Here is a 23,122-nt window from a genome sequence, read left to right as displayed (position 1 = left end):
CTATGAAGGAGGACCGATGAAGTGGGAATACTCCAGGTTAAGGACACCCATGGGAAACGATCATCCAGCATGTCTTTCGCATTGCGATGGAAGCGTGAAAACTTGCGTTTGATTCTTTTGAGTGCTACTATCTCAATCGCTATGACTTTCATGTTTTTGGTGTTGTTGTACGGAACGGCTGTCAAAAGCGTCTCCGTAGTAGTGAACGGACAAGAAACCGTTGTGGAAACGAAGCAATGGGTCCTGCAACGCCTACTGGATGAACAAGCTATCGCAATTGGACCACATGATGAGGTGTCCATACCGCTTAATGCGGCAATAAAGGACGGAGATCGTATAGAGGTGACTCATGCGATACCGGTAATTGTGAAGGCTGATGGCAAGACCTCTACTGTATATACGACAGAGAGAACAGTGCAGGCAGCGATCGAGGAATTACATATTCCAGTTCGTGGTCAAGATAAAGTAATACCTCCGCTTCATACCGTTTTGGACAACGAATTGACTGTAACCGTCGTTCGCGTAGATAAGAAGGTAGCTGAGACAGAGCGTGCAATGCCATTCTCTATTGTGAAGAAGAACGATCCGACGCTGGAAGCGGGCAAGCAGAAGCTTGTTCAACCCGGCAAGGAAGGTCTGATCGTAGAGAGTATCGAGAAGCAGTACGAGGACGGAATCCTTATATCGAAGAAGATGGTCAGCAAGGTGGTTGAAACCGCTGCGGTTAATCAGGTTGTCGCCATCGGAACGAAGAAGGAAGAGCCTAAAGTATCTGTGCTCTCGAACAAGAGCCCGAGCTTTACTTCGCTTACGAAGAGCGGTGTAACGTTTAAGGCGAGAAAAGTACTTAAAAATGTCACGTTGACTGCTTATTCTGCAGACCTCTCTTCAACAGGAAAAGATGAAAGCCATCCGGAATACGGGATTACATCATCAGGCACTCGGGTGCAAGAGGGTCGGACGATAGCTGTTGATCCGAAGGTTATTCCCATCGGTTGGTGGGTTTATATTGAAGGAATCGGTTTCCGCCGCGCTGAGGATAAAGGAAGTGCGGTTAAAGGCAACAAAATCGACGTATACTTTGATAGTACAAAGATTGCGAACAAATTCGGCAGGAAAAAAGGCATCACCGTATATGTGCTGGGGCCGAATAAACCGACTGCAAGCTAATTGAGCGGTTACCATCATCTTATCGCAATAATCAATTAAATATGCCATCATAAGGAGAGGCACTGCCTCTTCTTTTTGCATGTCTAAGGGTCTAATACAGTTTATGTAGAAGGGGATGATCTTGGTGATCAAAGAGATCATTGTCGTTGAAGGCAAAGATGATACCGTTGCAATAAAAAGGGCGGTAGATGCAGATACCATAGAGACGAATGGTTCCGCTATCGGTGAGGATGTATTGAAGAGGATTGCGCTGGCCAATGAGCGTCGCGGCGTTATTATATTCACAGACCCTGATCATGCAGGAGAACGCATTCGCAAGATTGTTGCGCGTCATGCGCCAGGATGCAAGCATGCTTTTTTGCCGCAGGAGAAGGCTTTGTATAAAGGGGACATCGGCATCGAAAATGCGAGCCCCGAGGCTATTCGTGCGGCGCTCTCTGAGCTCCGAACAGAATCGGCAGATGAAGCGGGAGAAATTAGCTGGGAAGACTTAATGGATGCAGGTCTGATTGTACATCCTGATGCGTCTAATCGTCGCTTGGTTATAGGCAAGCTGCTCGGAATTGGTTATGCGAATGGCAAGCAGTTCTATAAGCGCTGTACAAGCTTTCGGATTTCCAAAGCAGAGTTTACGGAAGCTTTCCGTCAAATGGAAAAGGAACTGGAGGGATAGCTGAATGAGTCAAGAGCATAGTGAGCTTAGCAAGGAAGCAGTAAAGCCATCCGCGATAGAGGTGGCTACGCCCAAACGCACCAAAGAAATCATTGCGAAATACGGTTTTTCCTTCAAAAAGAGTTTGGGACAAAACTTTCTGATCGATCAAAATATATTAAATAACATCGTAGCGGCAGCTGAGCTTGATGAAACGAAGGGCGCGCTTGAAATCGGCCCTGGTATTGGCGCGCTCACACAGCGGCTTGCCAAAGCGGCTGGTAAGGTGACGGCTGTCGAAATCGACAATAGGCTCATTCCGATTTTGAAGGATGTGCTGGAGGGCGAGGAGCATACAACCGTCATTCATGGCGATGTGCTTAAGCTTGATTTGAAGAAGCTGTTCGAAGAGCAGTTTGCGGACGTAACAGGTGTAAGTGTTGTTGCCAACTTGCCTTATTATGTGACAACGCCAATTCTTATGAAGCTGCTTGAAGAGAAGCTGCCGCTTGAGCATATCGTCGTCATGATTCAGAAGGAAGTCGCGGAGCGGATGGCAGCGAAGCCAGGCGGCAAGGAATATGGCAGCCTCAGTGTAGCCGTTCAATATTACTGCGTGCCTAAGGTTGTCTGCATGGTGCCTCATACGGTGTTTATACCGCAGCCAAATGTAGATTCAGCCGTTATTAAGCTGTCATTGCGTGACAAGCCAGCTGTTGATGTACCCGATGAGGATCATTTCTTTAAAGTGGTGCAAGCCAGCTTTGCACAGCGACGGAAGACACTGGCGAATAATCTAACTGCATTCGTGGGCAAGGAGCGCCGCGAAGCATTAACGGAAATGCTTTTAAGCAACGATATTGACCCTATAAGACGCGGTGAGACGTTGTCGCTCGAGGAATTTGCGCGGATTAGCCGCAGCATGCTGGAGGCCGGCTGGTAGAGCTAGGCCGTTTCATCATAAAATACTCACCATTCGCACGTTCTGCCCATAGGATAGACGAAGAGGTGATTTACCCATGAAGCAAGGGGACCTGGTCGTCCGCAAATCGTATGGCGGTGACGTGCTGTTCAAGGTTGAGGCTATTCGTACACATACTGCCGTTCTGAAAGGCACGGATTACCGATTGCTTGCGGATGCTCCGATTCCTGATTTGTCGGTCATACGCGATCCAGAAACGACAAGTGCGGTGCAAGAAGTTCGAATTAAAGTGAATGATTCATTAAGACGCATGCATTCTGAACGGGAACGTCAAGCGGTTGAGAATGAGGAGCATATTCGGCATGCGCTGCAGCAGACTCAACCATTCTTTGAAGTGCCAGGAAAAGTACTTCACCTTGATGGTGATAGTAATTATTTGAAGAAGAGCATGCAGCTGTACAATACGATGCAAGTTCCTTCCCACGGTCTCCATGTGCATGAGTCTCAGATGGCTGATGTGCTTTACCGTCTGCTGCCCCAAATTCAACCGGATATTGTCGTAATAACAGGTCATGATGGCGTACTGAAAAGCCGTTTGCCCATGGATCTGTACAGTTTAAGCAGCTATAAAAACTCACAACATTTCGTTAATGCCGTACGCGTCGCTAGAGAATATGAGAGAAGCCGTGACGGGTTGATCGTTATTGCAGGTGCTTRCCAATCCCATTTTGAAGCGTTGCTGCAAGTGGGCTCGAACTTTGCAAGCTCGCCAGGACGAATATTGATTCATGCGCTCGATCCTGTTTATATAGCGATTAAAGCAAGCTATACATCCATAAAAGACACGATTAACTTAGCAGATGTCATTCATGGTACGATAAGCGGAATTGACGGCGTGGGCGGTATTGAGACAATGGGCAGCTTCCGTGTAGGTCTGCCAAAGCCAAAAATTACGTCACCGAACTCTGTATTAAAGCAGTAACAGATAGCGATATGTTCTGAAGGGATGAATAGAGACTATTTTCAGGCTGAAAATAGTCTAATCAAACATGTCCTTTTCGCCACAATTTTGTATCAAATGTTACGTTTAAATTGAATCAACTTCTTAATATGTATATTTTTTGCTTCGTTATGTATGGTTTTTTAAAAAATGGGTGAAATCACCGTTGACAAGTAAATATACCGACTGATATAATATTTTGCTTTGTTTGACAACCCTCCTCCTTTTGGTTATAATGGACAAGGAAAGAGGTGGTAGTGGACAATGGCAAAAAATGCGCTATTGGATATTAAACGCAGCTTGGAAGCTCATGTTGGCTCCAAAATCCGTCTTCGAGCGAACGGTGGACGACGAAAGACCATCGAACGAACCGGTACGTTGGAAGAAACCTACCCTTCTGTTTTCATTGTAAAGCTGGATGAAGAGCAGCATGCCTTTAAGCGTGTCTCTTACAGCTATGCGGACATACTGACTGAGTCGGTGGAAGTGACCGTATGCAATGATGAAGGTCAAGTCCGTATCGCCCATTTGCAACAATAGAATATATATCGCCTAGTGAGGCATGTTAGCGCAGATCGCATCTGCGCTTTTTTTTTTGCGTTCATTCATTTACCTTTGCGAAAAGAAGGCGGCCATTTCCATCTCCGTATGGTCGCTTGTCATTTGAAGCATACTACCTGTGCAATAGTGACAGCCGTATATTTTGATTAGAATGACGTAAATTCGAATATGGAGGTAATGATATGGGTCGCAGAAGACGCGGAGTAATGTCTGAGGAATTGAAATATGAGCTTGCTAAAGATCTTGGTTTTTATGATACGGTGCAGCAAGAGGGCTGGGGAAGCATACGCGCGAAGGACGCCGGAAATATGGTGAAACGCGCAATACAAATCGCTGAACAGGCTGCTGCCAAAACAAATCAACCCTAAGTGATGGCTCCTATTTATACGTGAAAAAGCTAAGCGGATGACTGTCGAAAAACATTCGATTGTCATCTCTTAGCTTTTATTGCGTTGGTTTGATATAATGATGCTTAAGCTTACGAACGAACGGGTGAACTTATCAGATGAAAATTTATGAAAAAGCTCCTGCCAAAATTAATTTATTGCTCGATGTACTCCGCAAGCGTGATGACGGCTACCATGAAGTCGAAATGATTATGACCATGGTTGACCTTGCAGACCGACTTGAAATGGAAGAGCTACCTAGAGATACGATCATTATTTCAAGCCAAGTTGGATACATACCGTTAGATGAGAAGAACTTAGCGTTTCAGGCAGCTAGGCTTATTAAAGACCGTTATGATGTTAAGCAAGGCGTATATATTCATTTAGACAAAAAGATACCAGTCGCTGCGGGACTCGCTGGCGGTAGCAGTGATGCTGCTGCTGCTTTGCGAGGGCTAAACCGTTTGTGGAAGCTGCAGATCCCTGAGGACGAGCTGTGCAAGCTAGGCGCAGAGCTCGGCTCTGACGTTCCGTTCTGTGTAACAGGCGGCACTGCAATCGCAAGGGGACGTGGTGAGAAGCTTGAGCATATCGCCAATCCTCCGCAATGCTGGGTTGTACTTGCCAAGCCGCCAATCAATGTATCGACGGCTGACGTATATGGCAGATTCCGCGCAAATGAGCTTAAAGAGCATCCCTCCATTTCAAATATGGTTGGTGCACTTGAGCGCGGCTCTTTTGCCGATATATGTGAAGGTCTTGGCAACGTACTCGAAAAAGTTACGCTGGATGTGCATCCTGAGGTTATGCAGCTGAAGGAAAGTATGATTCGGCTTGGTGCCGACGGTGTGCTTATGTCTGGCAGTGGACCTACTGTATTCGGCCTTGTGTCGAAGGAAGCCAAGCTTCCTCGTATTTATAATGGGCTCCGCGGTTTCTGCAAAGAAGTATATGTGGTAAGAATGCTCACATAAGGCTGACGTTCTCCTTGATTAAATCCGTATAAAAATGTTATATTTACATTATAATATTCGGATTTAGGTGGGGGGAGATGTGTTTGAAAAAGTTGAAACGGAGCTCGCGGTTGGTAGAGATGACCCAATACCTGTTAAGTCGACCCCACACGTTAATTTCACTGACAGCATTTGCTGATCGATATCAATCGGCAAAGTCTTCAATTAGTGAGGACCTGGCGATCATAAAAGAAGTGTTTGAGGAAGAAGGTATCGGCGAGCTTCATACACTTGCAGGAGCAGCAGGCGGAGTAAGATATACGCCTAAGATGCAAGAAACGACGGCTCTTACCATTATGACAAGCATATGCCGCCAGTTAGAGCAGCCTGAAAGGGTCCTTCCCGGCGGTTATTTGTATATAACGGATATGTTAGGCCAACCAGAGCTTCTCGCGGATGTCGGCAGGATGTTTGCAACTGCGTTCGCAGACCGGAAGATTGACGTCATTATGACCGTTGAGACAAAAGGAATACCTCTAGCTTACGCAACAGCTGCGTGCTTGAATATTCCGGTTGTTATTGTACGGCGTGACAATAAGGTAACGGAAGGCTCTGCAGTGAGTATCAACTATGTATCAGGATCAACCAAGCGGATTCAGACGATGTCACTCGCACGCAGAGCGCTTAAGGAGCAATCCCGCGTTCTTATTATTGATGACTTTATGAAGGCAGGCGGAACGATCCAAGGCATGATGGATTTGCTGTTTGAATTTAAAGCTATCGTCGCAGGCGTTGGCGTATTTGTTGAGTCAGGCGAGGTAGAACTCGAGGAACGGCTTCTTGAGGACTATGTTTCACTAGCTAAACTGACGGCTGTTGATATGAAGACAAAACAAACGACGGTAATTCCAGGCAACTATTTTAAAGAATAGATACGTGTAAATGAGAGCTTATTACATCTTGTTAGGAAGGCTGGGACCATCATGACAACAAAGCAACAAATGCAAGTGATTGCAACGGACAAAGCTCCTGCAGCGATCGGACCTTATTCGCAAGCGATTAAGCTCGGAGGATTATTGTTCACTTCAGGACAAATTCCACTCGATGCGGCTGGGCAGCTTGTTGATGGCGGCATTGAGGAACAAACGCATCAGGTGTTTAGAAATTTGGAGGCCGTGCTTGCTGCTGCAGGTGCCAGTTTTCAGGATGTCGTAAAAGCGACCGTATTTATGAAAGATATGAATCAATTTGCAACGGTAAATGGCATTTACTCCTCTTACTTCGGAGAGCATAAACCGGCTCGTTCGGCCGTGGAGGTCGCAAGGCTGCCAAAGGATGTTCTTGTCGAAATAGAGGTCATTGCATCGACAATTGTCGAATGAAAACGAAAAAGATTCAAAATAAAAAAAATATTTTAAATTGAGTATGAATTTACCAAAAATGTAGAAGGAATTGGCACAAAAACGTGGAAGTATACACCAAGTCTCTGATAGACAAAGGTGGTGAACACAAGTGCAAATTACTGATGTCAGACTCCGCCGTGTAAATTCCGAAGGGCGTATGAAGGCAATCGCATCCATTACTATTGATAATGAATTCGTTGTTCACGATATTCGTGTCATCGATGGAAACAATGGTATGTTCGTTGCAATGCCAAGCAAACGTACTCCGGATGGAGAATTTCGGGATATCGCTCATCCGATCTCTTCAACCACCCGGGAGAAAATCCAGGCTGCTGTTCTCGCTGAATACGAGCGCGCAGCAGAAGAAGTTGCGATTGAAGAAGGAGCTTAAGGCACTGCATTTTATGTTTTTGGGGTTGATTGGAGAAGAGAGCCATGGCTCTCTTCTCTTTTTTTTGCGAGAGGTGATTGCTGAGCATGTGATTACGTGCGACTTATCTTTTTACTATGAAACGAATAGGTTGTAGTGTAGAATGACAGGCAGCGATTCCATACACTTGGAAATCGAGCAACATATTCGTATAATGGAATAGGATGTACGACTTGAATCATTGCAGCTTTCAGCGTTTGCTGATGAAGATAGCACTTTTTTTACACTTATAAAGCTATACTAAAATAATCATTTATTGCAGGTCTAGGGGGTCTTTCATTTGAAGGTTATGGCGATTGTGCTTGCTGCAGGACAGGGTAAGCGTATGAAATCGAAGTTATATAAGGTGCTGCATCCGGTGTGCGGCAAGCCGATGGTAGGCCATGTGCTTGATGTTGTGAAGGAAGCGGCTGCGGAGCGCGCGGTCGTTATTGTAGGCCACGGAGCTGAAAAGGTTAAATCGTATTTGGGCGATGGCGCTGAATACGTCTTACAGGAGCAGCAGCTCGGTACCGGTCATGCGGTGCTGCAAGCGGAAGCACTGCTTGGCGGCGAGAAAGGTACGACGATTGTGATTTGCGGCGATACTCCGCTTGTGCAAGCATCGACAATTGAAGCCATGCTTGAGCTGCATCATTCGAGCGGAGCTGCTGCAACGGTGCTGACAGCTGCTTTTGACGATCCTACAGGCTATGGCCGCGTTATTCGTGGCGAAGATGGCACTGTACAGCGGATTGTTGAACAAAAGGACTGCTCAGCTGAAGAAGCGGCAGTTAAAGAAATTAATACAGGCACATATTGCTTCGACAATGAGAAGCTGTTCGCTGCGCTTGCTAAGGTAACGAGTAATAACGCACAAGGCGAGTATTATTTGACGGATGTTATCGGAATATTCCGTGAAGCGGGCGAATCCGTTCAAGGCTACTGCACGACAGATGTGTCAGAAGCCATAGGCGTGAATGACCGCGTGGCGCTTGCTGAGGCAGAGCGTTTTATGCGCGATCGAATTAACCGCAATCATCTGCTTGGCGGCGTCACTTTGATTGATGCGTCCTCAACTTATATCGAAGCGGGTGTTCAGATCGGATCTGACACCGTCATATATCCAGGTACAGTGCTTCGCGGGTCAACAATTATCGGAGAAGATTGTGTTCTCGGTCCTCAAGCTGATATTGCGGACAGTACGATCGGCAACGGCGTCGCGATTAAATATTCAGTTGTTTCTGAATCGGTAATTGGCGATACAAGCGCTGTGGGGCCATACGCTAATTTGCGTCCAGGCTCGAAGCTTGGCGTTGGCTGCAAAGTCGGTGACTTTGTGGAGCTCAAAAACGCATCACTTGATGATGGCAGCAAAGTATCGCATCTAAGCTACGTTGGTGACGCTAAGGTTGGCAAAGACGTTAATATCGGCTGCGGCGCCATAACGGTCAATTATGACGGTTACAATAAATTTGTAACGGAAATCGGCGATAATGCCTTCATCGGCAGCAATGTCAATTTGATTGCACCATTGAAAATTGGCGATGGCGCATATGTTGTTGCCGGCTCTACAGTAACGCATGATGTACCTGCTGGTGATCTTGCGATCGCACGCGAGCGCCAAGTGAATAAATCAGGTTATGCGGATAAGATCCGTGGACGTGCAAAAGCAAAAAAAGAAAAGAAACAATCATAATACCAAATGGTTGATATAGTGGATGCAGTGACGAATTCAGAGGATGAATTCGTTGCTGCATCTTTTTTTATGCAAATGTCGTTTAAAGTTTAATTTTTGGCTGTAGTGGGTAAGTTATAGGGAAATCAAAACAGAAGCGAGTTTTTGCTTCACAAAAACTAAGCGTATGCTTACGAAGCAAGTTTTGCTTCACAAAACTTTTGGGAGGTAATCAATATGGCGATAGCTATGAACGCGGATCAACGAACTGGCACGACGAAAGGTGAGTTGCGCCAATTGCGGCTCCTAGGGAAAATACCGGGCGTTATTTATGGTAAACAGTTGAATGATGCAGCACAGGTCATGGTGGATAGTAAGGAGTTGCAGGCTTTGCTGCGTTCTCAGCCGAATGCGGTGCTTGAAATTAATATTCCATCCCATGGAAAAACCTCCGTTATGATCGCAGAGGTGCAACGTGATTCTTTGAGCAGGCAAGTGCTGCACGTTGATTTCCATCAAATTAATATGAACGAGAATGTGCGGGCGAACGTTCGTATTCATGCAGAAGGCGATTCTCAAGGTGTGCGCGAGGGCGGTATCTTGCAGTTGATTTTGCATGAGCTTGAGGTGCAATGCTTGCCGGGCAGTATTCCTGATTCTATTTCCGTCGACATATCGTCGCTGGAGATTGGCGGAAGCATACTCGTAAGCGATTTGAAGCTGCCGAGCGGCGTGGAATTACTAGCCGAGCCTGAACAGGTAGTTGCAACGATTCTTGCGCCGCAAAAAGAGCTTACAGAGGAAGAAGCAGAGGCTGCTGCAGTGGAGCTTACAGAAGCAGAGTCACGCTCCAACGAAGCGAAGCTTGAGGGCGTTAAGAGCCTGTAGAATCTCTTTTGAAAAATTACGTATACTACGCAGTACCGAGCATATTCAGGCGCCGTCCTTCATCAGGGCGGCGTTGTTTGCTTTTTAGGAAAAATAGAATGAAAGTTCTGACGCAGAACGGCTTCCGATGTTTACGCTTGTAATAGATTATGTTACATTTGTCCGTAAAGGAGTGGAGTGAGCAATGAGGTGGATTGCAGGACTTGGCAATCCCGGTGCTGCTTATCAAGGCACCCGGCATAATGTCGGATTTATGGTTATTGATGAGCTTGCAAGGCGCTGGGGCATTAGTGTAACGCAAAATAAATGCAAAGCATTAATCGGAGAAGGCAACGTACAAGGCACGAAGGTTGTCCTTATTAAGCCGATGACATATATGAATTTGTCTGGAGAGTCAGTAAGATCATTTCTAGATTACTTTAAGGCTGAGGTCCAGGATGGCTTAATCGTTTATGATGATTTGGATACGGAGATCGGCAAGCTTCGCCTTCGCTATCAAGGAAGTGCGGGCGGGCATAACGGAATCAAATCATTGATTCAGCATTTGGGCACGCAAACTTTTGACCGCGTTCGGATGGGCATTTCGCGCCCTCAGCCAGGCATGAACATTGCGGACTATGTGCTCTCCACTTTTCCGAAGAGCGAGCATGAGAAATTGTCTGCTATGGTTGCTGACGCATGTGATGCTATTGAATTTAGATTGAAGGCGCCTTTCGAGGAGACAATGGCAAAGTTTAACCGATAATCTGTTAGAAATTGATTATGAGGGCATACTGAAGGATATAACTACCCTTCAGGAGGCATACATATGGCAGTAAACTATATTTGTCGGCACTGCAGAACATCGATGGGGTCGCTTAGCGGGTCAAATATAACGGAGCATCAACTGGGCTTCCATTTCTTGACCCCCGAAGAACGCAGCGATATAATAGCGTATGACCCAAATGGGGATGTAACGGTAAAAGTGGTCTGTGATTATTGCCGCGAGGCGATTGATGCGAACCCAGAGCTTCATTTGGTAACTAGTCCTCTTCAATGACGGAAAGTGAATAGTATGAGCCTTAGCAGATGGCTGAGGCTTATTTTCAATGTACAGGGAGCGATCGTATCACTCTCCGATTGTGTAAAGAAACGGGGTGTCGCAAAAGTTGAAAGCTTTAATTAATGCTTTTGCCGCGGATACGGACGTTCAGTCCGTTATATCCGGTATTCGTAAAGGCATGCGTGAGCAGATGATATCTGGCCTCGCAGGCTCTTCCAGACAAGTGCTCATTGCAGCGCTGCGGGAGGATGTAGAGCGTCCTATGCTTGTTGTGACGCATAACATGTTCTCTGCGCAGAAGATTGCGGAGGACCTGCAGGAATGTCTTTCGTCAGAAAATGTATTATTATATCCCGCAAATGAGCTGGTAGCTGCAGAAGCGGCGATCTCGAGTCCTGAGACGCTTGCGCAGCGAATGGATGTGCTGATCAAGCTGTCCCAAGGCTATCGCGGGATTGTTGTCGTGCCCTTCTCCGGCGTTCGGCGCTATTTGCCTATAAGCAGTGTTATGGCTGAAGCGCAAGTTGAGGTTCAAGTTGGCCAGTCACTGCCGATAGATGCTTTTCTGCGGCAAATGACCGCTCTTGGCTATACACGGGCTGACCGTGTAGAATTGCGCGGCGATATGAGCGTGCGCGGCGGGATTGTTGACTTCTATCCGCTTACGGCTTCACAAGCGTACCGGATCGAGTGGTTTGGCGATGACGTTGATTCCATACGTACCTTCGATCCAGCGGATCAACGTTCTTTGGACCGCTTGGAATCTTATGTGGTTCCGCCATGCCAAGAGCTGCTCGCAGACGGATACCGTATGGAGACTGCGGCTAATCATGCGCAACGGCTGCTAGAGAAGCAGCTCGATAAGATGACGGATCGCACGGCTAAGGATCGACTTCGCACGGAGCTGGGCGGAGAGATTGAAAGGCTGCGTGAGCATGTTTATTTTCCGGAAATTTATAAATATATTTCGTTGTTATACCCAGAGCGTCAAACGATTCTTGACTATATGCCAGCTGACACGCTGCTCATACTAGACGAGCCAACGCGTTTAATAGAGACAGCGAAGCAATTGGAGCGGGATGAAGCGGAATGGTCCATGCATTTGCTGCAAAACGGCAAGTCGCTTCCGGATCTTGCTCTTGCCCGCGATACAGAGGAGATTTTGCATCACCGTCCGTTTCCAACGCTGTTCTTGTCCTTATTCTTAAGGCAAATCCCGCATTCGCAGCCGCAAAATATATTGAACATGACAAGCCGCTCGATGCAAAATTTTCATGGACAAATGAATGTGCTGAAGGCAGAAATGGAACGTTGGCGCAAGACGGGTGCCACAGTAATGATGCTTGCCGGCAATGCAGAGCGCATGGAACGCATGCGCCGAGTTCTTGACGACTATAGCATTGAGACGCCTACTCTGCTAGAAGGTAATTTGCAGTCCGGTTTTGAGCTGCCATCCTCTCACCTTGTCATTATTACTGAAGGCGAGATGTTCTCCCAAAAGCAGCGCAAAGCCCGGAAAATGGATAAAAAAGTTGATAATGCCGAGCGTATTAAGAGCTATACAGAGCTTAAGGTCGGCGACTATGTGGTTCACCATAACCATGGTATTGGCAAGTATGTTGGTATAGGTACGCTTGAAATAGCAGGTATTCATAAAGATTATTTGCATATTCTCTATGCTGGCGGCGATAAGCTGTCTGTTCCAATCGAGCAAGTGGATATGATTCAGAAGTACGTCGGCAATGAAGATAAAGAGCCTAAGGTCAATAAACTCGGCGGTAGTGAATGGACACGGGCGAAGAGCAAGGTAAAAGCATCCGTTCAGGATATTGCTGATGATTTGATCAAGCTGTATGCAGAGCGGCAGACGGCACCGGGGTACGCTTTTGGACAAGATACGTCGTATCAGAATGAGTTCGAAGCGATGTTCCCTTATGACGAGACGCGTGACCAGCTCAGAGCGATCGAAGAGATTAAGAAGGATATGGAGAAAACCCAGCCGATGGATAGGCTGTTATGCGGAGACGTCGGTTACGGAAAAACAGAGGTCGCCATTCGTGCTGCCTTCAAATCAGCAATGGACAGCAAACAGGTAGCGGTGCTAGTTCCGACGACTATTTTGGCGCAGCAGCATTATGAGACATTCCGCGAGCGTTTTGCGGGTTATCCGATTAACGTTCAGGTGCTCAGCCGTTTCCGTTCACGCAAGGAACAGAATGAAACGATGAAGGGCCTGAAGGCGGGAACGGTAGATGTCGTTATTGGGACGCATCGCCTGCTGTCGCAGGATATTATTTTCAAATCGCTCGGCCTTCTGATCGTGGATGAGGAACAACGTTTTGGCGTATCGCATAAGGAAAAGCTGAAGAAGCTTAAAACTAATGTCGACGTGCTTACGCTGACTGCGACACCGATTCCAAGAACGCTTCATATGTCGATGCTTGGCGTGCGGGACTTGTCTGTTATTGAAACGCCGCCGGAAAATCGTTTCCCTGTGCAAACCTATGTGGTGGAATACAGCCCGTCCCTCGTACGGGAGTCGATAGAGCGCGAGCTGGCACGTGGAGGCCAAGTCTATTACTTGTATAACCGTGTACAAGGCATCTACCAAATGGCGGAGCAAATCAATGCGCTTGTACCAGGTGCTAGAGTTGCGGTCGGCCATGGGCAAATGTCAGAGCAGGAGCTGGAGAAGACCATCCTTGATTTCCTCGATGGCGAATCCGATGTTCTGGTAAGCACCAGCATTATTGAGACAGGCGTCGATATTCCGAACGTGAATACGCTTATTGTGCATGATGCTGACAAAATGGGACTCTCTCAGCTGTATCAGCTGCGCGGACGCGTTGGTCGTTCGAATCGTATTGCATACGCGTATTTCACGTATCAACGGGATAAGGTGCTTACGGAGGTTGCGGAGAAGCGTCTGCAATCCATCAAAGAATTTACTGAGCTCGGATCAGGCTTCAAAATCGCAATGCGCGATCTATCGATTCGTGGAGCGGGCAACCTGCTTGGGGCGGAGCAGCATGGCTTTATTGCCTCGGTAGGCTTCGACATGTATTCGCAGATGCTGGCTGATGAGATCGCGAAGCGCAAAGCGGAGATGAGCGGCGAAGAAATCAAAGAAGAGAAGCCAGTTAGCATGCTTATTGATATTAGCGTAGATGCTTATTTGCCTTCGGATTACATTTATGACAGCATCCAAAAAATTGAGATCTATAAAAAAGTAGCTGCTATCCGAACGTTCGAAGAGGCAGATGATGTGATTGATGAGCTTGTGGATCGTTTTGGCGATTTACCGCAAGCGGTAAGCAATTTGCTCGCAGTGGCTAGATTAAAAGTATATGGCACGATGTATGGCATTGAACAGCTCAGCGGCAAAGGTGATGATCTGCTGCTTCGTTACGCAGCTAGCGAGAAGCTGAGGATTGACCGTAAGAAGGTGGATCAGCTTTGTCTGAAGCATGAGAACCGCTTTAAGCAGGGCAGCGAGCAGGAGCCAAACCCAAGTATTTTGCTGCGCGGCAAGGGATTGAATATGGAGCAGAAAATTCATATGATTGAACAATTTTTGCAAGCGTACAAGGATGTTCTCCTTTATAAAGACGAATTGCAAGATGCGACAACATAGACAAGATTCGCTTTATACGCCCCTTTTCTGATACAATACTATCAAGTTCTCAATATGAAAGGGGATTCAACATGTTACACAGTTCACGCAAATCGGCATGGCGCAAAGGCGCGCTGCTTATCGTGGCAGTCGTGCTGGTCTTGACGATGGCGGCATGCGGCGGCGCGAAGGAAACAGAAGTTGCAACCTATAAAGGCGGCAATGTGACAGACAAGGAATTCAACAAGTATTTGGATGTATTTACGGTTATGCAGCCAGCGTATGCGCAAGTTATTGAAATTCCGCAATTTAAGGAGCAGCTGCTCCAGCAGTATATTTCCTACAAAATTTTAAGCGGCCAGGCTTCTAAGGAAGACGTTAAAAAGGCTGAAACAGAAGTAAAAGAACAAATGAAGCAGTATAAAACGGCGCTTTCCCAAGATGCCGAATTGAAAGCTGCTGTAGATGCTAAGAAATTGAAAGACAAAGATATGGAAAACTATTTGCTTATGACTTCCAAGCTTGTAGCTCATATGAACGCTCAAGTAACTGAGGAAGAAATGAAAGCAGAATATGAAAAGAACGGTATTAACTATGCAACCGTTTCTGTTCGCCACATCTTGGTATCAACCAAAACAACGGATCCAACTACACAAGAAGAAAAAGAGATTCGCACGGATGCAGAAGCATTGGCTCGTGCTAAAGAAGTGAAAGACAAGCTAGCAGCAGGCGGAGACTGGGCTGCTCTTGCCAAACAATACTCCGACGATCCAGGCTCGAAGGACGCAGGCGGTCTATATGCGGACAAGAAGAATGGTCAATGGGTAGAAGAATTTAAACAAGCTGCTTATAAACAAGAGATTGGCGTTATTGGCGAGCCTGTGAAAACAGATTTTGGCTACCATGTTATCCTTGTTGAGAAACGTGATACGCCAGCATTTGATAAATTAACTGATGCAGATAAAGAATCAGTAAAAGGTACAGTTGCTTCTGAGAAAATGAACAAATATATGACAGACGAGCTTCCTAAGCAAGAAATCGTCATTAAGCTTCCAAAAGCAAGTGATACTCCTGCTAGCGATGCTCCTGCTGGTGAAGAAACGCCGGCTACGGATGCTCCAGCTACAGAAGCACCTGCAACGAAATAAGTGCAAAACAAACATGTCAGACCCTTTAACCATTCACCGGTTAAGGGGTCTTTTTCTGAAACTATGCTGAGTAAGGATGGATTGTATGCTGAACACAAATCAATATTTGCTGCGTGAAGCCAAAAGCGGGCCGCGAGAAGCTGAAAGGTGTTGTCGATGAAAATACGACAGTCGGCATTTTTGAGCTTACAGATAAAGGCGAAATATGGATGTTTGGCGAAAATTCGGGCAGATCGGGTCAAGCGGTATATAATGCACTGGGTCTAAAAATTCCTGAATCGATTAAAAAGCAAGTGGATGCCAACGACGGCTTTTTCCAGCTGTCTAAAGAAGCACTTCCTGAGTATTCGGCAGATTATATGTTTATGACCGTCTATGACCCGGAGAAGAAGGGTGAGGCGATTAAGCAGCTGACAGACTTAGCGGTTTGGAAAAGCTTAGACGCCGTGAAAAACAATCAATATTTTGAAAATGATTTTAATACATTCTATCGTTATGATCCCATTGCTATAAGCGGACAAGTCGATCTTATTGTAGACATGCTTATTGCAAGAGCAGAAGAAAATAAAAAATAATATATGAATTTAAACAAGTTAACCCAACTTGAGGCATTTGCCTTAGGTTGGGTTTTTTATGTGAATAAAAATGTCATACAATCAACCTTTCGCACATAAAAAAAGTAAATCGACAAACAAGTGTCATTATACCTAACATAAATGCGAATAAATTGCCCCTAATTGACCATTTTTAAGTATGAATGTATCCCTTGAAAAAATTAGTGTTAACTATATTGACATTAACTTAATTCCCAATCTATAATAAAAGCACGAACAATGGAAGTTAAATCCATGTAAATGTTCGGAAATATAGAGACAAATATGAAGCGATGGGGAGTGGGAAGATGAAAAAGAGAATGTTTTATTCATTTGGCCTTATGTTTGTAGCTTTAACGATCGTATTGACAGGTTGTGGCGCAAACAACAACAAACCAGCATCTACGAATGGGGAAACAGATAAACCTACGAATGCTGCCAATGCCGGATCGGGAGCAGACGGGGAAATAAAAGTGGGAATATTGCACTCACAGAGCGGCACCATGGCAATTAGCGAGGTATCGGTTATCGATGCTGAAATGATGGCTATCGATGAAATTAATGCTGCAGGCGGTGTTTTAGGTAAAAAGATTGTACCTGTACTTGAAGACGGCGCTTCCGATTGGCCGACCTTCGCTGAGAAGGCGCGCAAGCTTATTTCTGAAGATAAAGTGGCTACCGTATTTGGTGGATGGACTTCCGCAAGCCGGAAAGCAATGAAGCCGGTATTCGAAGAGTTAAATGGCCTGCTGTGGTATCCGGTGCAATATGAAGGTCTTGAATCTTCTCCGAATATTTTTTATACAGGCGCTACGACAAACCAACAAATCGTTCCATCTGTTTCGTGGCTGCTTGAAAACCGCGGCAAGAAATTTTACTTACTCGGATCGGACTATGTATTCCCTCGTACCGCAAACCTCGTAATAAAAGAACAGTTGAAGGCTGAAGGCGGCGAACTGGTTGGAGAAGAATACACGCCGCTAGGCCATACAGATTACAGCACGCTAATCAGCAAGATCAAAGAAGCTAAACCAGATGTCGTATACAACACGCTTAACGGCGACAGCAACGTTGCGTTCTTCAAGCAATTGAAGGATGCAGGCATTACAGCTAAAGATTTGACTACTTTGTCAGTATCGGTTGCAGAAGAAGAGATCCGCGGTATTGGCGTCGATGTGCTGGAAGGCCATTTGGCGGCGTGGAACTATTATCAAACAACGGATACGCCAGCTAACAAAACGTTCGTCGAAAACTACAAAAAGAAATACGGTGATGAGCGTGTAACGGCGGACCCTATCGAAGCCGGCTATACAGCGGTCTACTTGTGGGCAAAGGCGGTCGAGAAAGCAGGCTCCACGGACGTAGACAAAGTAAAGGAAGCAGCCAAAGAGCTGGAGTGGGATGCTCCAGAAGGAAAAGTGAAAATCGACGGCGCTACTCAGCATATTTATAAAACGGTTCGTATTGGCGAAGTGCAAGCGGACGGCCAATTCAAGGAGCTGTGGAACTCAGGTGAAGCGGTTAAGCCGGATCCGTATCTCAAAGGCTACGACTGGGCAGCTAGCATTCAACCAACGCAATAATCCATAAGCAAACAATGGTCTAATACACAGCAATTAATGGGGGAGTATTCGATCGCTTCGAATGCTCCCTTCTGCTTTTTTTGTGACAGAGGAAGGCGACAGCCGTTTACGCTAGAGAGGAGCGGTCATATGGAAGTGTTTCTGCTGCAGCTATTTAATGGTTTAAGCATCAGCTCCATTTTATTGCTGGTTGCTTTGGGGCTTGCGATTACGTTTGGCTTGATGAAGGTCATCAATATGGCGCATGGTGAGTTAATTATGATCGGTGCGTACTCCACGTATTTGACGCAAAATGTGTTTCATGATTATTTGCCGAAATCGATGTTTGATTGGTATTTTGTATTGGCTATTCCGGTCAGCTTTATCGTTGCATTTATCATTGGTCTCATTCTCGAGATGTCGCTGATTCGCTTTCTATATGGACGGCCGCTTGATAGCTTGCTCGCCACTTGGGGTGTGGGTCTCGTGCTGCAGCAGCTAGCAAGATCTATTTTTGGGGCGCCAAACGTTGCAGTCACAAGCCCGGCATGGCTAAATGGCGGCTTGAAGATTATGGATGGAACATTGCTTCCTTACAAAAGGTTATTCATCATCGGACTCGTCATCGCTTGTTTAGTTGCTATGTATTTTTATATTTACCGCAGCCATGAAGGCAGAAGGATGCGGGCAGTGATGCAAAATCGCGATATGGCTGCATGCCTTGGCGTTTCGACAAGACGAGTGGATGCGATGACCTTCGCTATCGGCTCGGGTATTGCCGGCATTGCCGGCTGTGCGTTAACGCTGCTTGGTCCTATCGGTCCGTCCCTTGGCACTTATTATATCGTTGATGCCTTTATGGTCGTCGTGCTTGGCGGAGTCGGCAAGCTGGTTGGGACGGTGCTCGGGGCAACAGGGATTGGAATGTTTAATACGTTGTTTGAGTATTGGACGAATGCTTCGCTTGGCAAGGTGCTAGTGTTTGTCTGTATAGTTGCTTTCCTCCAATGGAAGCCTATGGGACTCGTTGCCATGCGTTCGCGGTCGCTTGACTAGGGAAAAGAAAGGTGGAACGCTTATGCGCTTGCAAAAGTTTACTCCTGCGCGGATATGGATCTTAATTGGCTATGCGGCAGCAGCGGCAGCACTCTTCTCCGCTCCGCTATTTGTAAGTGATTTTCGGCTCAATTTGTTAGCGAAATTTCTAGCCTTTGCCATAGTAGCATTAGGGCTTGATCTGATATGGGGCTACACTGGCATTTTAAGTTTAGGGCATGGCATTTTCTTTGGCTTAGGCGCCTACGCTATGGCGATGTATTTGAAGCTGGAGGCAAGCGGAGGAAGGCCGCCGGATTTCATGGGCTGGAGCGGTCTTAAGGAGCTTCCTCTTTTCTGGCAGCCATTTCAGAGCTTCTGGTTTGCGGTAGCGATGGGAATTGCCATACCTGCGCTGCTCGCGCTTGTGCTTGGTTACGTCACGTTCCGCAACCGAATTCGCGGCGTTTACTTCACGATCTTGACGCAAGCGCTCGTTATTATTACGACGACACTGCTCATTGGTCAGCAAGCTTTTACAGGCGGTACAAATGGGATAACAGGCTACTCCACCGTACTGGGCTTCTCTATAGGTTCTCCTGAGACGAAGCGCGTGCTTTACTATATTACCGTCATTGCTCTCATTGCTATCTTCGTCTTTTGCCGCTACGTTATCGGCAGCCGCTTCGGAAAGGTGCTTCGCGCGATTCGCGATGGCGAGAACCGGGTACGGTTCATCGGCTACAATCCGGCAATTTATCAAATGGTCGTATTTACGATTTCTGCTGGCATTGCAGGTATAGCGGGCATGCTGTTTGTACTCCACGTCGGTATTATTTCACCGTCGATGCTCGGAATTGTGCCTTCGATTGAAATGGTTCTTTGGGTAGCGATTGGCGGACGTGGAACGCTGGTTGGAGCCGCACTCGGCGCTATCCTCATGAACTGGGCTAAAAGTGAGTTCAGTACCGCTTATCCGCAGGGCTGGTTATTCTTTATGGGGCTGCTGTTTGTGGTCGTGGTCGTATTTATGCCTAAAGGTGTTGCTGGCTTAGTTGGCCAATTGAAATTACGCAAAAAAAGGAGGGAGCCGAAGCATGAAGGAGTCCGCAATCCTGCTGTGTGATGATGTGACTGTTGAGTTCGATGGCTTTAAAGCGGTCCAAGGCATGAACCTAAAGCTTGAGAAAGGGGAGCTTCGTTTCCTCATTGGGCCAAATGGAGCCGGCAAAACGACAATTCTGGATGTGATTTGTGGGAAAGTAAGGCCTACAGCGGGACGTGTCACATTCGGGAAGGTAGATATAACGAAAAAGAAAGAGCATCAAATTGCTGAGCTTGGCATCGGTCGTAAATTTCAAGCTCCTTCGATATTCCCTTCGATGACGGTTGCTGAGAATTTGGAAATCGCGATGCGTCAGAAACGTACCGTGTTCGCGACGTTGTTTGCAAAGATGGTCGAGGATGAGCGGGCTAAAATTGACGGGCAGCTCGTTATGATTGGTTTGCAGAAAAAATCGAGCTGGCGGGCAGGCGGTCTGTCGCATGGAGAGAAGCAGTGGCTCGAAATTGGCATGATGCTGCTCCAAGAGCCGGAAATATTGCTGCTCGATGAGCCGGTGGCGGGGATGACCGATAAGGAGACGGATAAAACGGGTGAGCTTCTCCACCAGATAGCCCGTATGCGGTCGATTGTAGTCGTGGAGCATGATATGGAGTTTGTTCGTAATTTTGCGAGCAAGGTTACCGTTATGCATGAAGGGAAGCTGCTAAAAGAAGGCTCGATGGATGAAATTCAACGAGATGACCGCGTGGCGGAAGTGTACTTGGGGAAAAGGCGGGATGCCGATGTTAGCCGTTCAACAGCTTGAGGCTGGTTATGGTGAAAGCATTATTTTACGTGATGTGTCGCTGAAAGTGAAGCAAGGGCAGGTTGTATGTCTGCTCGGGCGGAATGGCGTAGGCAAAACAACGCTTATGAAAAGCATTATGGGGCTGCTGAAGGCGCGAGAGGGTTCTGTTACTTATAATGGCTCGGATTTAACGAAGAAAGCGCCGGGACTTCGGGCTAAAAGCGGAATCGGCTATGTACCGCAAGGACGCGAAATATTTGCTCAGCTATCCGTTTATGAAAATTTGCTGCTTGGCCTTGAGGCTTCAAAGTCGAAATTATCTTCTGTTCCAGAAGAGGCTATTGCAAAGTTTCCTGTGCTGCCGGCAATGTATACGCGCCGCGGCGGCGATCTCAGCGGCGGACAGCAGCAGCAGCTTGCCTTCGCGAGGGCGTTAGCTTCAAGGCCTCAAGTATTGCTGCTTGATGAGCCTTGTGAGGGGATTCAGCCCTCCATTGTCGATGATATTAGGGATGTTATTCGCTCAATTAAAGCGGATGGCAAGACGGCTATTTTGCTGGTGGAGCAAAGCCTGGATTTCGTGAAGAGTGTAGGAGACTACTTCTACGTGCTGGAAAAAGGGGCGATTGCGTGGGAGGGCGGCTTGGAGTCGCTGGATGATGAGGTCATACGCAAATATTTGACGGTATAAAGCGAATGATGAGCAAAAAGCGCCTTTATGAGAGGCGCTTTTTGCTTTGTGTTGTTAGAGCTGTTTTTGAGCTGTGATGTAGTGGTTTATTCATTGCTTATTAAGGACTGCCAGTAACGCCATGCTTGTAAGTAATCGTCTATATCGTGAGGGTGATGCTTGAGGCAAATGCCTAAGCGGTAATAGAGCTGAATGATCACTTCTTCAATTAGCCTTGGTTGATCCGCATCCGATTGATTAAGCATAACGAATGCAGGCATTAACGTCTCTATGCTCAAGTCATCAGGTGAGGAACAGAATGCATAAAGCAAGTCATAGAGCGGAGGTCCGATTATTGGTGAAGGATCGATAACGCCAATTAACTCGTTATGACTAAAGATGAAGTTGTGAACACCGCAGTCGCCGTGAAGCAAAAATTTCCCCTGAGATTCGCTCATCGTTGCTTTCTTTAAAAGTGATTTTACAAGGGTATGATCCTCTAATGGCAAGCGGTCGCCGATATAACTTCGAGCGTAATCGACTTTCTCCTCCATAAATTCTCGCCAAGTATTGTGGGGATTCTCCAGCCAATCTCCCCATTTCTGTGAGGGTGAGCAGCTTATGTAATGCTGAATAAGTCCGTTCACTAAAGCCTTCAACCATTGCTCCTTAGAGCCGCCAATATAATCGGTTGAACCCTTGAGAAATGTATAAACGATATATGTTTTATCTGGAGCGGTGTAAGTAAGCTTAGGCAACAGAGGAGCATCTGGATATGTTTTTTTATATTGTTCAACTAAAGAAAGTGCATCTGGCTGATCAAGCTTTAGCACATATTTGGGTGATTCATCAACTTTAATGAGATATACAAGACCTTCCGTCGTTCCGTCCATTTGTTTATGGATTTCGGACTGTTTTTCAATGGCACCTATATGCCGAAGAGTTTCGATGATTTCCTGCACGCCGTTCTTTATTTTCATGTAAATCCCCCTGTATATGGAATGCTTTATGCTTCATCTGGTGAAGTGCTTTTATATTTCTCAGTCCAGCTTTTACGCCACTCTTGATAAGACATTCCTTGAATATCTTCTAAACTTTTGCCGTCTATAGACCAATACCCGCCGTCTGTAGTGTCTCCGTATGGAAATGAAGTTCCTCCTATAGGCTGACCATCAGCCAAATAAACAAAAACATCTACTTTCCCTTTGCTCAGCGGATGGTTCGTTACGGTAAATTTCTGTATATGAATCGTTTTTCCAATATAATCGGAGGGGTTCACGCGCTGCGACCCCCAGTACATCATATAGGGCAATACTGATAATTTCTGTTCGGTAAGCTCATAGCTCTCAACTTGCCCTTCTTTTGAGCTGATTCGATATCCTTTTTCTTCAAGATAGCTTTGAGAAATGGATTGCTCTGACGTTGTTTTGGTTTCTCCTGTACAACCGATCGACAAGGAAAGCAGAAATAGGATTAATAAATATTTCAATGTATTCATCCCTTCTTAATCTCTTTGCTTTTTGTGACGAAGCGGCAGCTCCCTTTGTTGCAAAAAGATGTTGGATGTAAAAAGAAATAATTGCT

The 23,122-nt window shown here is 46.3% G+C and carries 23 protein-coding genes and 1 pseudogene; 22 read left to right on the top strand and 2 right to left on the bottom strand.

Translation table 11 applies throughout. From position 1 onward, the window contains the following. Window positions 1-21 precede the first annotated feature (21 nt). The 22 genes and pseudogenes from AC1DM9_RS30845 (at window position 22) to urtE (ending at window position 21,559) form a co-directional block, all read left to right on the top strand. Window positions 22-1,170: a ubiquitin-like domain-containing protein gene (locus tag AC1DM9_RS30845; protein ID WP_477551983.1), complete on the top strand. Its 1,149-nt coding sequence runs from the start codon at window positions 22-24 to the stop codon at window positions 1,168-1,170. A 124-nt stretch (window positions 1,171-1,294) separates the two neighbouring features. After that, window positions 1,295-1,843, top strand: coding sequence for a ribonuclease M5 (gene rnmV, locus AC1DM9_RS30840; protein WP_076271272.1), 549 nt, complete (start codon window positions 1,295-1,297; stop codon window positions 1,841-1,843). Between the two features lie 4 nt (window positions 1,844-1,847). Beyond that, a complete protein-coding gene (gene rsmA / locus AC1DM9_RS30835; RefSeq protein WP_477511751.1) occupies window positions 1,848-2,765 on the top strand; it encodes a 16S rRNA (adenine(1518)-N(6)/adenine(1519)-N(6))-dimethyltransferase RsmA in 918 nt (305 codons plus the stop codon). A 76-nt stretch (window positions 2,766-2,841) separates the two neighbouring features. Then, window positions 2,842-3,726: a sporulation peptidase YabG gene (gene yabG, locus AC1DM9_RS30830; protein WP_477583890.1), complete on the top strand. Its 885-nt coding sequence runs from the start codon at window positions 2,842-2,844 to the stop codon at window positions 3,724-3,726. 282 nt (window positions 3,727-4,008) lie between these two features. Further along, window positions 4,009-4,284: a biofilm formation stimulator Veg gene (veg, locus tag AC1DM9_RS30825; RefSeq protein WP_053373389.1), complete on the top strand. Its 276-nt coding sequence runs from the start codon at window positions 4,009-4,011 to the stop codon at window positions 4,282-4,284. 203 nt (window positions 4,285-4,487) lie between these two features. Then, complete coding sequence (locus tag AC1DM9_RS30820) at window positions 4,488-4,673, top strand: small, acid-soluble spore protein, alpha/beta type (protein WP_054025797.1); 186 nt, start codon at window positions 4,488-4,490, stop codon at window positions 4,671-4,673. A 137-nt stretch (window positions 4,674-4,810) separates the two neighbouring features. Continuing rightward, complete coding sequence (ispE, locus tag AC1DM9_RS30815; protein ID WP_339205863.1) at window positions 4,811-5,665, top strand: 4-(cytidine 5'-diphospho)-2-C-methyl-D-erythritol kinase; 855 nt, start codon at window positions 4,811-4,813, stop codon at window positions 5,663-5,665. Window positions 5,666-5,748: 83 nt separating this feature from the next. Next, complete coding sequence (gene purR, locus AC1DM9_RS30810) at window positions 5,749-6,576, top strand: pur operon repressor (RefSeq protein WP_076271323.1); 828 nt, start codon at window positions 5,749-5,751, stop codon at window positions 6,574-6,576. Between the two features lie 51 nt (window positions 6,577-6,627). Next, window positions 6,628-7,026 (top strand): RidA family protein, encoded by a 399-nt coding sequence (locus tag AC1DM9_RS30805; protein ID WP_305953918.1) that lies wholly within the window; start codon window positions 6,628-6,630, stop codon window positions 7,024-7,026. Between the two features lie 130 nt (window positions 7,027-7,156). After that, complete coding sequence (spoVG, locus tag AC1DM9_RS30800; RefSeq protein WP_028609566.1) at window positions 7,157-7,438, top strand: septation regulator SpoVG; 282 nt, start codon at window positions 7,157-7,159, stop codon at window positions 7,436-7,438. A 319-nt stretch (window positions 7,439-7,757) separates the two neighbouring features. Then, on the top strand, window positions 7,758-9,155 hold the full coding sequence (gene glmU, locus AC1DM9_RS30795; protein WP_477583888.1) for a bifunctional UDP-N-acetylglucosamine diphosphorylase/glucosamine-1-phosphate N-acetyltransferase GlmU: 1,398 nt from the start codon (window positions 7,758-7,760) through the stop codon (window positions 9,153-9,155). A gap of 216 nt (window positions 9,156-9,371) precedes the next feature. Continuing rightward, the gene (locus tag AC1DM9_RS30790) at window positions 9,372-10,022 is read left to right on the top strand and encodes a 50S ribosomal protein L25/general stress protein Ctc (RefSeq protein ID WP_477583886.1); all 651 of its coding nucleotides are present in this window, start codon (window positions 9,372-9,374) and stop codon (window positions 10,020-10,022) included. A 184-nt stretch (window positions 10,023-10,206) separates the two neighbouring features. Then, complete coding sequence (gene pth, locus AC1DM9_RS30785; RefSeq protein WP_076271325.1) at window positions 10,207-10,767, top strand: aminoacyl-tRNA hydrolase; 561 nt, start codon at window positions 10,207-10,209, stop codon at window positions 10,765-10,767. A 63-nt stretch (window positions 10,768-10,830) separates the two neighbouring features. Further along, window positions 10,831-11,061 (top strand): anti-sigma-F factor Fin family protein, encoded by a 231-nt coding sequence (locus tag AC1DM9_RS30780; protein WP_339205871.1) that lies wholly within the window; start codon window positions 10,831-10,833, stop codon window positions 11,059-11,061. A gap of 109 nt (window positions 11,062-11,170) precedes the next feature. Continuing rightward, a complete protein-coding gene (gene mfd, locus AC1DM9_RS30775) occupies window positions 11,171-14,698 on the top strand; it encodes a transcription-repair coupling factor (protein WP_477583884.1) in 3,528 nt (1,175 codons plus the stop codon). Window positions 14,699-14,769: 71 nt separating this feature from the next. Next, entirely contained in the window at window positions 14,770-15,825 is a 1,056-nt protein-coding gene (locus AC1DM9_RS30770; RefSeq protein ID WP_477511753.1) for a peptidylprolyl isomerase, read from the top strand. Between the two features lie 116 nt (window positions 15,826-15,941). Further along, window positions 15,942-16,400 (top strand): annotated as a pseudogene (locus AC1DM9_RS30765) (TroA family protein); the annotation flags it as partial. 326 nt (window positions 16,401-16,726) lie between these two features. After that, window positions 16,727-18,001: an urea ABC transporter substrate-binding protein gene (gene urtA, locus AC1DM9_RS30760; protein ID WP_076271283.1), complete on the top strand. Its 1,275-nt coding sequence runs from the start codon at window positions 16,727-16,729 to the stop codon at window positions 17,999-18,001. A 129-nt stretch (window positions 18,002-18,130) separates the two neighbouring features. Further along, window positions 18,131-19,036: an urea ABC transporter permease subunit UrtB gene (gene urtB, locus AC1DM9_RS30755; RefSeq protein WP_339205875.1), complete on the top strand. Its 906-nt coding sequence runs from the start codon at window positions 18,131-18,133 to the stop codon at window positions 19,034-19,036. Between the two features lie 22 nt (window positions 19,037-19,058). Continuing rightward, window positions 19,059-20,141: an urea ABC transporter permease subunit UrtC gene (gene urtC, locus AC1DM9_RS30750; protein WP_477583881.1), complete on the top strand. Its 1,083-nt coding sequence runs from the start codon at window positions 19,059-19,061 to the stop codon at window positions 20,139-20,141. Next, window positions 20,113-20,886, top strand: a complete 774-nt coding sequence (gene urtD / locus AC1DM9_RS30745) for an urea ABC transporter ATP-binding protein UrtD (protein ID WP_339205878.1) — start codon at window positions 20,113-20,115, stop codon at window positions 20,884-20,886. The genes urtC and urtD overlap by 29 nt, the downstream gene beginning before the upstream one ends. Continuing rightward, window positions 20,864-21,559, top strand: coding sequence for an urea ABC transporter ATP-binding subunit UrtE (gene urtE / locus AC1DM9_RS30740; protein ID WP_477583878.1), 696 nt, complete (start codon window positions 20,864-20,866; stop codon window positions 21,557-21,559). Before urtD ends, urtE begins: the two co-directional genes overlap by 23 nt. Before the next feature lie 86 nt (window positions 21,560-21,645). Here the strand turns inward: urtE and AC1DM9_RS30735 are convergent, their stop codons facing one another. Together AC1DM9_RS30735 and AC1DM9_RS30730 are read right to left on the bottom strand one after the other, a co-directional pair. Continuing rightward, the gene (locus tag AC1DM9_RS30735; protein WP_477583876.1) at window positions 21,646-22,518 is read right to left on the bottom strand and encodes a phosphotransferase; all 873 of its coding nucleotides are present in this window, start codon (window positions 22,516-22,518) and stop codon (window positions 21,646-21,648) included. A 26-nt stretch (window positions 22,519-22,544) separates the two neighbouring features. Beyond that, window positions 22,545-23,036 (bottom strand): hypothetical protein, encoded by a 492-nt coding sequence (locus AC1DM9_RS30730; protein ID WP_477583874.1) that lies wholly within the window; start codon window positions 23,034-23,036, stop codon window positions 22,545-22,547. Between the last annotated feature and the right edge of the window lie 86 nt (window positions 23,037-23,122).

It is taken from the genome of Paenibacillus sp. 01T431 (genome assembly GCF_056398625.1).
The sequence above is the reverse complement of the archived record's forward strand: the minus strand, read 5'-3'. Positions and strand labels throughout refer to the sequence as shown.